This is a genomic window from Arthrobacter sp. TmtSoilC79 (assembly GCF_059739405.1).
In genome coordinates this window covers 1,968,054-1,979,736 of record NZ_AP046051.1, presented here as the reverse complement: position 1 = coordinate 1,979,736, position 11,683 = coordinate 1,968,054, and the positions used below count along the sequence as shown (strand labels likewise).

The following is an 11,683-nucleotide window of genomic DNA, read 5'->3' as shown; positions in this document are numbered from 1 at the left end:
CGCCGGCGGGCTTCGGTCCACCCACAGCGCCTTGAACGAGAGCAAAGAAAATCCGCCGGCTGCGAACGCAGTCCCGGCGGCAGAACATCTACGTTCAGTAACCATTCTAGGGCTGAAGGCGGGAGCGTAGGCCGCCCGGAGGCGTGAAATCACTCACACGCCGCTATTGTGGCGGTCATAAATGGATGGGTCGACCGATACGCCGGGTTCTGTCATCCCCTTCCGTTACCGGAAAAGGAGTGGCGGCCATCCATCTACGAACGCCGTTGCCGACGCCCTCCAGCAGCCTACCCGGACACTCGGGCGGGCAGCCCTCAAACGTGTCCTGTCTGGCCTTGCTCCGGGTGGGGTTTACCTAGCCTCCCCGGTCACCCAGGGAGCTGGTGGTCTCTTACACCACCGTTTCACCCTTACCTGCTGCCGCACGATGAAAACATCGCGCAGCGCAGGCGGTCTGTTCTCTGTGGCACTGGCCTGCGGGTTACCCCGAGTGGGCGTTACCCACCACCCTGCCCTGCGGAGCCCGGACGTTCCTCGAGCCACTTTCGTGACGCGCGACCGCCTGGTCGACCCATCCGCCGTCCAGTCTACCGGCGTTGGGACCGGCCGAAGTCCGGCGGTAATATCGGCTGGTGCTGATTCTGCTTCCGCCTTCCGAAGGCAAGACCCCCGCTGCCAAAGGTCCCGCCATCGAGTGGGAGTCCCTCAGTTTTCCGGAGCTGAATCCTTACCGGGCAAAAGTCCTTGAGGCCCTGGGTACAGTCAGCGCGCACGAGGACGCACTCGCTTTGCTGGGCGTCGGCGCCTCGCTGCGTGACGACGTCGAACGTAATACCCGGCTCAACGCGGAACCGGCAGCGCCGGCGCACCAGGTCTATTCGGGTGTTCTTTACGACGCCTTGGGCTATAACAGCATGACTCCCACGCAGCGGCGCAAGGCCACCGAATCCATCCTGGTGGTCTCAGCCCTGTGGGGCGCCATCGGCTTTGGCGACCACGTGCCCGCCTATCGGCTGTCCATGGGAACGGCACTGCCCGACGTCGGACGCCTCGCCTCATTTTGGAAGCCGCAACTGAACGCTGCACTCGCCACGCGCAGCGAAGGGGAACTCCTGGTCGATTGCCGTTCCAGCACCTACGCCGCGGCCTGGGCTCCCCCGGCGGCGCAGACCGTCAATGTCAATGTCTTCAATGAGGCAAACGGCAAGCGCACCGTGGTCAGCCACTTTGCCAAGCACACACGCGGTGAGTTGGCACGGCACCTCTTGACCAGGCGCGGCAAAGCCCCGTCAACTCCAGGTCAGCTCCTGAAGGCTGCCGGCGAAGTGTGGACTGCGGAACTGGTTGAGGGCACGGCCCGCAAGCCCCACGCGCTGAACATCATCCTGACCTAGCCGGGCATGGGCCGGGAAAGGTGGGGCCCGGTCAGTTCCACTCGGCCGAACGGACCAGGATGACCCCTGAGTCCGGGCAAAAAACGATCTCGTCCTCGGCTGCGGCCTTGACCTCGGCAAGGTCGCCGGGGCTGAGCATCATGCCCGAGCCCTCGGACTTGCCGTGGAACAGGCGCGCAGCACCGACGCCACGCTTGGCAATGGTCTTCTCGTACACTGCCAGCAGTCCGGCATCGAGGGTGTCGGCGAACGCTGCGCGCTGGCCCCGAACCACGGTTTCTTCAGCTGCAATCTCGGCAATGGCTTCATCCAGCTCAGCGCGGATGCTGCCGAAGGAGCCCTGGATGTCATCGACAATCGACTGCTGGGCGGCCTGACGCTCACGCAGCGTGTCCAGCCGCTCCAGGATCTCAAGTTCAACGTCCTCAAGGTCCGAGCGGCGCTTGTTCAGCGAGGCGATGTCATTTTGAAGTGCCACCAGGTCCTTGGACAGTCCCGTGCCACTGTTAAGCCGCGTTTCGTCACGTTCGATCCGGGTGGCAACCTGCTCCACGTCCGCCTCCGCACGCCGAAGCTCAGCCTCGGCGTCATGGACAGCCACCTTTGCCGCGCCGAGTTCACCATTGGCAACGGTCAGCGCATCCGTGAGGTCCTTGATCCGGGGATCGGTTTCAAAGACCCGCCGACGACCGGCCAGCGATTTAAGCTTGGCATCCAGCCCCTGCAGTTCAAGCAATTTCAGTTGTTCTGCCGGTGCTGCTTTCGCCACGCTTACCTCCGCTTGTCGCTGCCGGGCCTGGGGATCAGTTCCGGCCGGATCAACCCCGTTCTGTTGGGGCTGCCCGTATCCTTCTAGACTCTAGTCCCCGCCGGGAGTGAGTATGAAGTCCCAAGGATCGCTGTTGGTGCTGCTGACGCGGATTTCGACGTCGTAGCCTTGGTCCGCTAGGACGTTTCCCAGCGCTTCGGCTGCGGCGGGCAGCCAAAGCCATTCGCTGGCAAAATGCGAAACGTCAATCAGGTAGGGGCGCCCGTTGCTTGCTCCCTCACGGGCTTCCGAGGCCGGATGGTGGCGCATGTCCGCGGTGACATACACGTCGGCGTTGCTGGCACGCACCGCGTCGAACAGGCTGTCTCCGGCCCCACCGCACACTGCGACCCGCCGGACCAGTCCGTCCTTGTCCCCGGCAACGCGGACACCACCGGCCACTGCCGGAAGCATTTCGAAGACCCTCGCCGCAAAGTCGCCGAGGGTGGCGAGTTCCGGCAGGTCGCCCACCCGGCCTATGCCTTCTTCAGGCAAGCCGTTGGCAGCGGGTGTCAGCGGGGACACGTTCTCAAGTCCAAAAGCGTCGGCAAGGACGTCCGAAACTCCTCCGACGGCGGAATCCCCGTTGGTATGGACGGTCAGGAGTCCGGTCCCGGCCTCGATCAACCGGTGGACCGCCAGGCCCTTTGCCGAGGTGGCGGCTACCGAATTCACCCCTTTAAGGAGCAGCGGATGGTGGGTAATCAACAACCCGGCGCCCCACTCAATGGCTTCATCAATAACATCCAACGTGGGGTCCACCGCAAAAAGGACCTTGGTAACGGGAACGTTGGGGCGCCCTACCACCAAGCCCACTTCGTCCCAGTCCTCCGCCAATGACTCAGGCCAGAGTTCCTCAACCGCCAGTAAGACCTGGCCTAGCGTGGGATCACCGCTGGCGGCACCTGTCTGGTCCTCTTCAACTGTTTGGTCATCGTCGACCGAATCCGCATCAGAAATGCCGGTGTTTACTGCTTCCATGCTCTTATTCTTCCCTACTTCGGACCTCCGACGGCGGATGAGGTGGTCCGCTCGCCCGAAGTACCTGCCAGGTGCCGTAATTCTCCCGTAAGGTGAAGCGGGAATCATCAAGCCCTCCCATCCATTGAAGAGAACATGAAAACTTTCGTACTTGGCGGTGGCTGCTTCTGGTGCCTGGACGCCGTTTACCAGAAAACCCGCGGTGTCAGCTCGGTTGTCTCGGGCTACACAGGCGGCCATGTCCGCAACCCCGACTACTACCAGGTCTGTTCCGGAACTACGGGGCATGCCGAAGTGGTGGCAGTAACGTTCGACGAGACCATAGTTCCGCAAGAGGTCATCCTGGACATGTTCTTTGCCCTGCATGACCCCACCACCTTGAACCGGCAGGGTTATGACGTTGGAACCCAGTACAGGTCCTCGATGTTCTACACCACCACGGAAGAAAAGGTGTTGTTCGAGGAGGCCATCGAGCGGGCCCAGGCCCTGTGGTCCGATCCGATTGTGACCGAGGTCAGCCGGCTCCCCGAATTCCATGAGGCCGAGGAAGTCCACCAGAATTACTACGCCAAATTCCCGTACCAGGGATATTGCCAGGTGATTATTAACCCGAAGCTGGCAAAGGCCCGGAAATATTACTCTGCATGGCTTACTGCTTAGCGGTGTTTCGATCCGGCTGGTTAGGCTGACCTCAGCATTCCCTCTTCAGAGATAGGCGTAATTTTCATGGCAAGGATCTACGACGACGTCACGCAGCTGGTAGGCCGCACTCCGCTGGTCCGTTTGAACCGGCTCACCGAAGGCCTCGACGCCACGGTTGCGGTCAAGCTCGAGTTCTACAACCCGGCCAACAGCGTCAAGGACCGCATCGGTGTGGCCATCATTGACGCTGCCGAAAAGTCCGGCGCCTTGAAGCCCGGCGGAACCATCGTCGAAGGTACCTCCGGCAACACCGGCATCGCCTTGGCACTGGTGGGCGCAGCACGTGGCTACAAGGTCATCCTGACCATGCCGGAGACCATGTCCACAGAGCGCCGCGTCATGTTGCGCGCTTACGGTGCCGAGATCGTCCTGACGCCCGGATCCGAAGGCATGCGCGGCGCCGTCGAAAAGGCCCAGGAAATCGTTGCCAACACCGAGAACTCCATTTGGGCGCAGCAGTTCGCCAATGAAGCCAACCCGGCCATCCACCGCGCCACCACCGCCGAGGAAGTCTGGGAAGACACCGACGGTGAAGTGGACATCTTCGTTGCGGGCGTAGGCACCGGCGGAACCATCACCGGCGTCGGCCAGGTCCTTAAGGAACGCAAGCCGGGCGTGCAGATTGTGGCCATCGAGCCCAAGGACTCCGCCATCCTCAACGGTGGCGCTCCGGGACCCCACAAGATCCAGGGCATTGGCGCCAACTTTGTTCCCGAAATCCTGGACACCAATGTTTACGACGAAGTCCTGGATGCCACGTTGGAAGACTCCGTCCGCGTTGCCCGTGAACTCGGAGCCCGTGAAGGCATCCTCGGTGGCATTTCCTCCGGTGCCATCGTGTGGGGTGCCCTCGAGCTTGCCAAGCGTCCTGAGAACGCCGGCAAGTTGATTGTTGCCGTCGTCTGCGACTTTGGAGAGCGTTACATCTCCACTGTGCTCTTCGACGACATCCGCGGCTGACACGACGCCTGCATTCCTTCATTTCCTGTAGAAAGGTCTTTGTGAGCTTCTTCGCAAGGCTTAAGGAAGACCTCGACGCCGCCCGGTCACACGACCCGGCGGCTCGAGGATCTTTTGAGAACTTTTTCGCATACTCCGGCCTGCACGCCATCTGGGCCCACCGGGTAACGCACCGGCTGTGGCAGAACCCGGCGCTTCGTTTTCCGGCGCGCTTGATCTCCCAGCTGGCCAGGTTCATGACGGGTATCGAAATCCATCCTGGTGCCACTATTGGCCGCAGGTTCTTCATCGACCACGGCATGGGTGTGGTGATCGGGGAAACCGCCGAAATCGGCGAGGACGTGATGATCTACCACGGTGTAACGCTGGGCGGACGATCACTGGCCAAGGTCAAGCGGCATCCCACCATCGGGGACCGTGTCACCATCGGCGCCGGGGCGAAGGTGCTTGGCCCTATTACCATCGGAGCCGGCAGCGCGATCGGCGCCAATGCCGTGGTAGTCAAGGACGCGCCTCCGGAGTCCATCATCACCGGCATTCCGGCCACATGGCGGCACCGCGATGCCCGGTCAGAAACGAAGCCGGCCGTGGACCCGGCAGAGTATTACATCGAGTACCGGATCTAGCCAGCGAGCCTTCTGTAGAAATTCCAGAAGACGGCATCGAAGGCCCGATCCGGAAGGATCCTTCGCAGCGCCAGGACGCTCCAGGCTCCCCTGCCCACCGGGTAGCGGGTCCTGGGGCGTTTTGCCGTTGCGGCCCGGACGATCACATTTGCAACAACCCGTACCGGTGTGGACAAGATGTGGCCTTCACCTGCGGTCGACGCCAGCGCAGCGGCAACAACATGGGCTTGCTGTTGGTAGGGCCCGTCGCCGGACGTGGCCAGCAGCCCCTCCCCCGCAATGGTGCCCCATTCACTCTTGGTCCCGGATGGTTCGATGATCACGACGTCGATGCCGAACGGCTTCAGTTCCAGGCGCAGTGAATCACTCATACCCTCCACGGCGAACTTGGTTGCGTGATACCAGGCCCCCAGCGGTTCATATATTTTTCCGCCGATTGACGTCACGTTGATGATCCGGCCCGCACGTGCCTTGCGCATTGCAGGGAGCACGAGTTGGGTCATTCTTGCCAGGCCCATGACGTTGACCTCGAACTGACGCCTCCCCTCGGCCAATGGGACTTCTTCAAGTGAGCCATAGGAGCCGTAACCGGCATTGTTGACCAGCACGTCAAGGTGCCCATGGGCCGCTTCGATGAATGCCACTGCCGACGCCATAGATTCTTCCGATTGGACATCCAAGGACAACACCGTGATGCCGCGGCTGGCCAGCGGCTCCATTTTATCGACCCGTCGAGCGCCGGCGTAGACCGTGAATCCTGCGGCCCGGAGGGCGATCGCGGTGACGAAACCGATTCCTGTGGATGCGCCAGTGACGAGCGCAACGCGTGATGCCATCACGGTTATCCTTCTGTTCAGGTTCGGCTGGGCTGTTCAGGTTCGGCTGGGCTGTTCAGATACGGCAAAGGCCGGCCCACCCCAGCGTAACTGGGGTGGGCCGGCCTTTGACGGTGAACGCGATGCTAGTGGGTGTCGACTGCCGAGATTTCGGATTTGTCTTCGCCCCAGAGCGTGTGGAACGTGCCCTCGGTGTCCACGCGGCCGTAGGTGTGGGCACCAAAGAGGTCGCGCTGGCCCTGGATCAGGGCAGCAGCGACGCGCTTGCGGCGCAGGCCGTCATAGTAGGCCAGCGAGGAGGAGAACACGGGTACGGGGATGCCCAGCTGAACTGCCGTGGCTACCACGCGGCGCCACGCCGGGAGTGCCTCGGCGATGGCCTTGGTGAAGGCCGGTGCGAACAGCAGGTTTGCGGGCTTCTCCTCGGCTGCGTAGGCCTTGGTGATGTCCTTGAGCAGCTCTGCACGGATGATGCAGCCGGCGCGCCAGAGCGAAGCGATTTCATCCAGCTTGAGGTCCCAGCCATACTCCTTGGCAGCGGAGGTCAGCATGTCCAGGCCCTGGGCGTAGGAGACCAGCTTGGAGGCGTAGAGTGCCTGGCGGACGTCCTCGACGAAAGTCTCGGGGATTTCCACGGAGGCTTCTTCGCCGGCGAGCAGTTCCTGGCCAAGCTTGCGCTGCTCGGTCTGGGAAGAGAGTGCACGGGCAAAAACGGACTCGGCGATGCCGGAGACCGGGGACCCAAGTTCCAGGGCGGAAATGACCGTCCAGCGGCCCGTGCCCTTCTGGCCTGCGGCATCGACCACGACGTCCACGAACGGCTTGCCCGTCTTGGCGTCAACGTGGCCCAGGACCTCTGCAGAGATTTCGATCAGGAAGGAGGACAGATCGCCCTTGTTCCATTCAGCGAAGATCTTGGACTGCTCTGCAGGCTCGATGCCGGCGCCGGAGCGGAGGAGGTCGAATGCTTCACCGATGACCTGCATGTCGGCGTATTCGATGCCGTTGTGGACCATCTTGACGAAGTGGCCGGCGCCGTCGGTGCCGATCCATGCGCAGCAGGGTTCGCCGTCGACCTTTGCCGAAATCTTTTCCAGCAGCGGACCGAGTGCGTCGTAGGACTCACGCGAGCCGCCGGGCATGATGGACGGGCCGTTCAAGGCACCTTCTTCGCCACCGGACACACCGACGCCTACGAAGTGCAGGTCCTTCTTGGCCAGCGCGGCTTCGCGACGGCGGGTGTCTTCGTAGTGGGAGTTACCGGCATCAATGATGATGTCACCGGCTTCGAGCAGCGGTTCGAGTTGCTCGATCACGTTGTCCACCGGAGCGCCGGCCTTGACCATGATGAGGACGCGGCGGGGCTTTTCGAGCGAGTCGACGAGTTCCTGCAGGGTTTCGGTGCGGATGAAGTCGCCGTCGGTGCCGTGCTTTTCGAGCAGGGCGTCAGTCTTTTCAACGGAGCGGTTGTGAAGAGCCACGGTGAAGCCGTTGCGGGCGAGGTTGCGGGCCAGGTTGGCGCCCATCACCGCAAGGCCGGTGACACCGATGTGTGCTGACATCAAAACTCCAATTCGTTCGTGTGCAAACAGTTCCGCGCACCCTCCGGGGGCATGCAGGAAGCGATTTCAAAACCAGGGGCTGTAATAAACCATACGTATTAAAACCGTGGGCGGGAAAGCGGTGCCCACGTTGTGGAAGCTCCCCGCGTCATAAACAGTCTATGACGCGCGCCGGATCCGGCTCCGGCAAGGACGGGCATGTGACGCCGGATCCTGCACGCGCGTGCTCTCCGCGCCATTATGCTTACCTCTATGTCAACCAGCCTCCACCACCGCGCCGTCGAGCACCTGGGAACCCGGATTGTCGGCGGCGCCTTGCCTGCCGGCCATGTGATGTTGGCTGAGCACCTGGAAGACGAACTCAAGGTCTCCCGCTCGGTAGTCCGTGAAGCTGTCCGCGTTTTGCAATCGCTCGGCCTCGTGGAGACCATCAAGCGGGTGGGCATCAGGGTCCTTCCTGCCCACCGCTGGAATCCGTTCGACCCCTTGGTCATTCGTTGGCGGCTGGCCGGCGAGGGGCGGGGCGCCCAGCTGCGATCACTCGCGGAGCTGCGTTCCGCCGTCGAGCCTGTAGCCGCCGAACTGGCCGCAGGCAATGCACCGGAGAGCCTCCGTCAGGAGCTGGTGCAGATATCCCTGGCCATGAAGGAAGCCGGCGATGCCGGCGACATGGCAACGTTCCTGGACCTCGATATCCGTTTCCACGCCCTGGTGTTGTCGGGTTCGGGCAACGAGATGTTCGCCAACCTCATTGGCCAGGTCACCGAGACGCTCACCGGCCGTACGGTGCACGGCCTCATGCCCGAGCATCCCCAGAAGCAGGCACTCCAATGGCACATGGACGTCGCCCACGCCATCGACGCCGGTGACGGCCCGGTAGCGCGCGACGCCGCAGCCAGGATCATGCGGCAGACCATTGCGGAGCTGGCACCCAGTTGGGATGACCAGCCCCGCGTGTTCGTCCCTGTCTCCAGGAACTGACAGCTAGCCGAAGTTCAACAGGACCTTTCCGGACTCCGCGGAGTTCCTGGCCACCTCAAAGGCCTCCAGGCCGTGGGCGAGGTCGAATTCGTGGGTCACAACAGGGTCCACAAACAACGAGCCGTCCGCCAAAGCCGTAATAACGTGGTCAATTTCGTCGTTGAAACGGAACGAGCCAAGGAGTTCCAGCTCGCGGGTAATGGCAAGGGAGATAAAAACCGGCTGCGGGCCTGAGGGCAGGAGGCCAACCATCACCACTTTTCCTCCACGGGTGGCACCCTTGATGGCCGAGGCGAGACCGAAGTGGCTTCCCGAGGATTCGATGACGACGTCGGCATCCACCGCCGCAATGGCCTCGGCTTGGTCGCCCTTGAGGACCTCGTCGGCGCCAACAGCACGGGCAATCTCCAATGGTTTGTCATGCATGTCCACGGCGACGATCCTGGCCGCGCCGGCGCGCTTGAGGACGGCGACGGCGAGCGCACCGATGGGGCCGCTGCCGATGACCAGGGCCGACTTTCCGGCGACGTCTCCGGCGCGGGAGACGGCATGCCAGGCGACGCTGGCGGGCTCCACCAGCGCGGCAGTACGGAGGTCAAGGTTTGCCGGCAGCGGGCGGAGCATCCTGGAGGGCAGGTTGGCGTAGCGGCTGAATGCGCCGTCGGTATGCGGATGCCGGGCAGCACTGCCCAGGTACGTGCAGCCCGGCGAGAGGTTGGGCCGGTCCTCCGGATACCTGGCATCACCGGCCGCCGGAGTCGCGGGGTGGACGGCCACCGGAGTACCCGCGGCGGGGCCCGAACCATCCGCTGCCTGCTGAAGCACTGTTCCCACAATCTCGTGTCCAAGGACCATGGGATCTTTGAGGATCGATTCTCCTGCGGCGCCATGCAACCAGTAGTGGAGATCCGAGCCACAGATGCCGCCGTACGCGATCTCAACGATCGCCTCGGCGGGTCCTGGGGCAGTGAGCGGAATATCCTCGATGCGGAGATCGCCTTTGCCGTGGGCCACCACAGCGGGGCCGGAAGCCGGAAGAGTGATGCCCATCAGACCACCACCGTCATTCCGCCGTCGACGAAGATCGTCTGGCCGTTGACAAAGTTGGATGCCTGCGATGAGAGCCACACCACTGGTCCGGCGAGATCAGCCACTGTTCCCCAGCGGTTGGCAGGGGTGCGGCCAAGGATCCAGGAGTTGAAGTCGGGATCGTCCACCAGGTTCTGCGTCATTTCTGTGTGGATGTACCCCGGTGCTATGCCGTTGATCTGCAGGCCGGAGGCGGCCCATTCAGCCGTCATGGCGCGGGTCAGGTTCCGCAGCCCGCCCTTGGCGGCAACATAGGGGGCGATGGTGGGACGGGCCAGGTCCGTCTGGACCGAACAGATATTGATGATCTTTCCCCGTCCCCGGGGAATCATATGCCTGGCAGCTTCCCTGCCTACCAGGAAAGCGCTGGTCAGGTCCGTGGTGATGACCCGGTCCCAGTCCTTGACGTCCAAATCCAGCATGGGGACGCGGTGCTGGATTCCTGCGTTGTTCACCAGGATCTCCAACGGGCCGACGTTCTGTTCTATCCAGGCAACGCCCTCAGCGGCGGAGGCGGCGTCCGTGACGTCGAAGGCGCGGCTGTGCACCTGGGCGGCGGGATAGTCGGCAGCCATGGCTGCGTGGGCAGCTTCCAGCCGTTCCGGGTTGATGCCGTTCAACACCACCGTGGCCCCGGCATCGGCCAATCCCCTGGCCAGGGCATTGCCTATTCCCCTGCTTGAGCCTGTCACCAAGGCAACCCGCCCGGTCAGATCAAAAGGTCCAGTCATGTTTGCTCTTCATTCCTTTGTCGTTGCGCCGTTTAGTTGATGTTGGACGAAACTTGGTTTTCGCCGCTCAGGTTTGCGATGGTTTGACGAACCACTGAAAGGTCCTGGTCGCCCAGGCCCTGGCGTTTGAGTTCGGCGTAGAGGTCAAGGGCTGCGCTCGCCAAGGGAACGGCCGAGCCAACGGCTGCCGCGCTGCCCAGGACAAAGCCAAGATCCTTATGCATGAACTTGGCGGGGCCGGTGGGCGCATAGTCCTTGGCGGCCAGGCGGGGGCCAACGTTGTCCAGCACCCGGCTGCCGGCCAGCCCTCCGGACAGGACGTCAAAGAGGGCCTGCACATCCATGCCGGAGCGTTCGGCGAGCTCGGCCGCTTCGGCAAGTGCCGCCGTCGTGGTTCCGACAATCAGTTGGTTGCAGGCTTTGGCAAGCGAACCCGCCCCGAGGGGGCCCATCCTCCGGACAGTGGTTCCCATGGCACGAAGCAGCGGCAACAGGTCCTGGAATTGGGGTTCGGCGGCGCCCACCATGATGGCCAGGGTTCCGCTTTCCGCACCAGCCGTACCACCACTGACCGGGGCGTCCACCACTGCCGCGTTGCCGTGGCTTGCCTGGTGTACGGCCTCCCCGAACTGCTGGACCCCAGTTGGCGAGACGCTGCTCATGATGACGACGGCGGTACCCGGCTTGGGCGGTTCGTTCCGCCACGATTCAAGCAGGTCCACAGCAGCTTCTTCGATGAAGGGAAGGTCGGGAAGCATGAAGATCATCGCCTCTTCATCGCGCAGTGCAGCAACGCTTTCCGCCCGCCCAACGTTGGGGAGGTTGTCAAAGGCGGCCGGAGAGCGGTTCCAGGCGGTGATGTTCCATCCGGCTTGGGCGATGTTGGCGGCCATGGGCGCTCCCATCAGTCCCAGGCCGACGAAGCCCACACGTTTGCTGATCACTGCAGGTAACACCTCACTTCTTTGTGGTTCATCTTCAGGAAACTGTTCAATATCCTAGCCTCCATTCAG

At 62.8% G+C, this 11,683-nt stretch carries 12 protein-coding genes and 1 other RNA gene; 5 read left to right on the top strand and 8 right to left on the bottom strand.

Annotation, left to right across the window (positions count from 1 at the left end):
• Window positions 1-182 precede the first annotated feature (182 nt).
• An RNA gene (gene rnpB / locus AC6JA3_RS09180) (RNase P RNA component class A) lies at window positions 183-574 on the bottom strand.
• Between the two features lie 58 nt (window positions 575-632).
• Between rnpB and AC6JA3_RS09175 the strand changes: the two genes are divergently transcribed.
• Entirely contained in the window at window positions 633-1,394 is a 762-nt protein-coding gene (locus AC6JA3_RS09175) for a YaaA family protein (RefSeq protein ID WP_223943240.1), read from the top strand.
• A 31-nt stretch (window positions 1,395-1,425) separates the two neighbouring features.
• Here AC6JA3_RS09175 and AC6JA3_RS09170 read toward each other — a convergent pair whose 3' ends face one another.
• Both AC6JA3_RS09170 and AC6JA3_RS09165 read right to left on the bottom strand, forming a co-directional pair.
• Window positions 1,426-2,163 (bottom strand): zinc ribbon domain-containing protein, encoded by a 738-nt coding sequence (locus tag AC6JA3_RS09170; protein WP_026542364.1) that lies wholly within the window; start codon window positions 2,161-2,163, stop codon window positions 1,426-1,428.
• Window positions 2,164-2,253: 90 nt separating this feature from the next.
• Window positions 2,254-3,183 (bottom strand): Nif3-like dinuclear metal center hexameric protein, encoded by a 930-nt coding sequence (locus AC6JA3_RS09165; protein ID WP_035761162.1) that lies wholly within the window; start codon window positions 3,181-3,183, stop codon window positions 2,254-2,256.
• 135 nt (window positions 3,184-3,318) lie between these two features.
• On the opposite strand from AC6JA3_RS09165, the gene msrA reads away from it, so the two are divergent.
• The 3 genes from msrA to epsC all read left to right on the top strand — a co-directional run bounded on the left by msrA (window position 3,319) and on the right by epsC (window position 5,471).
• Window positions 3,319-3,843: a peptide-methionine (S)-S-oxide reductase MsrA gene (gene msrA / locus AC6JA3_RS09160; protein WP_026542361.1), complete on the top strand. Its 525-nt coding sequence runs from the start codon at window positions 3,319-3,321 to the stop codon at window positions 3,841-3,843.
• 66 nt (window positions 3,844-3,909) lie between these two features.
• Window positions 3,910-4,845: a cysteine synthase A gene (gene cysK / locus AC6JA3_RS09155; protein WP_024817121.1), complete on the top strand. Its 936-nt coding sequence runs from the start codon at window positions 3,910-3,912 to the stop codon at window positions 4,843-4,845.
• Between the two features lie 41 nt (window positions 4,846-4,886).
• A complete protein-coding gene (gene epsC / locus AC6JA3_RS09150; protein WP_026542360.1) occupies window positions 4,887-5,471 on the top strand; it encodes a serine O-acetyltransferase EpsC in 585 nt (194 codons plus the stop codon).
• Here the strand turns inward: epsC and AC6JA3_RS09145 are convergent.
• Together AC6JA3_RS09145 and gnd are read right to left on the bottom strand one after the other, a co-directional pair.
• The gene (locus tag AC6JA3_RS09145; RefSeq protein WP_026548226.1) at window positions 5,468-6,307 is read right to left on the bottom strand and encodes an oxidoreductase; all 840 of its coding nucleotides are present in this window, start codon (window positions 6,305-6,307) and stop codon (window positions 5,468-5,470) included. The genes epsC and AC6JA3_RS09145 overlap by 4 nt on opposite strands.
• Window positions 6,308-6,432: 125 nt before the next feature.
• Window positions 6,433-7,869, bottom strand: a complete 1,437-nt coding sequence (gnd, locus tag AC6JA3_RS09140; protein ID WP_014922062.1) for an NADP-dependent phosphogluconate dehydrogenase — start codon at window positions 7,867-7,869, stop codon at window positions 6,433-6,435.
• 252 nt (window positions 7,870-8,121) lie between these two features.
• Here gnd and AC6JA3_RS09135 point away from each other — a divergent pair, with 252 nt between their 5' ends.
• Window positions 8,122-8,850 (top strand): FadR/GntR family transcriptional regulator, encoded by a 729-nt coding sequence (locus tag AC6JA3_RS09135; RefSeq protein ID WP_223943243.1) that lies wholly within the window; start codon window positions 8,122-8,124, stop codon window positions 8,848-8,850.
• Between the two features lie 3 nt (window positions 8,851-8,853).
• Here AC6JA3_RS09135 and AC6JA3_RS09130 read toward each other — a convergent pair whose 3' ends face one another.
• Genes AC6JA3_RS09130 through AC6JA3_RS09120 form a run of 3 tightly spaced genes read right to left on the bottom strand, consistent with a single transcriptional unit; the run spans window position 8,854 to window position 11,614 of the window.
• Window positions 8,854-9,900, bottom strand: a complete 1,047-nt coding sequence (locus AC6JA3_RS09130) for an L-idonate 5-dehydrogenase (RefSeq protein ID WP_223943244.1) — start codon at window positions 9,898-9,900, stop codon at window positions 8,854-8,856.
• Window positions 9,900-10,670 (bottom strand): SDR family oxidoreductase, encoded by a 771-nt coding sequence (locus AC6JA3_RS09125; RefSeq protein ID WP_347783273.1) that lies wholly within the window; start codon window positions 10,668-10,670, stop codon window positions 9,900-9,902. Before AC6JA3_RS09125 ends, AC6JA3_RS09130 begins: the two co-directional genes overlap by 1 nt.
• A 32-nt stretch (window positions 10,671-10,702) precedes the next feature.
• A complete protein-coding gene (locus tag AC6JA3_RS09120; protein WP_347783272.1) occupies window positions 10,703-11,614 on the bottom strand; it encodes an NAD(P)-dependent oxidoreductase in 912 nt (303 codons plus the stop codon).
• Window positions 11,615-11,683: the final 69 nt, after the last annotated feature.

Bases quoted from the DNA above. Each gene is read 5' to 3' on its own strand.
- AC6JA3_RS09165 (WP_035761162.1), bottom strand. From the start codon at position 3,183: ATGGAAGCAGTAAACACCGGCATTTCTGATGCGGATTCGGTCGACGAT.
- msrA (WP_026542361.1), top strand. From the start codon at position 3,319: ATGAAAACTTTCGTACTTGGCGGTGGCTGCTTCTGGTGCCTGGACGCC.
- cysK (WP_024817121.1), top strand. From the start codon at position 3,910: ATGGCAAGGATCTACGACGACGTCACGCAGCTGGTAGGCCGCACTCCG.
- AC6JA3_RS09145 (WP_026548226.1), bottom strand. From the start codon at position 6,307: ATGGCATCACGCGTTGCGCTCGTCACTGGCGCATCCACAGGAATCGGT.
- gnd (WP_014922062.1), bottom strand. From the start codon at position 7,869: ATGTCAGCACACATCGGTGTCACCGGCCTTGCGGTGATGGGCGCCAAC.
- AC6JA3_RS09135 (WP_223943243.1), top strand. From the start codon at position 8,122: ATGTCAACCAGCCTCCACCACCGCGCCGTCGAGCACCTGGGAACCCGG.
- AC6JA3_RS09130 (WP_223943244.1), bottom strand. From the start codon at position 9,900: ATGGGCATCACTCTTCCGGCTTCCGGCCCCGCTGTGGTGGCCCACGGC.
- AC6JA3_RS09125 (WP_347783273.1), bottom strand. From the start codon at position 10,670: ATGACTGGACCTTTTGATCTGACCGGGCGGGTTGCCTTGGTGACAGGC.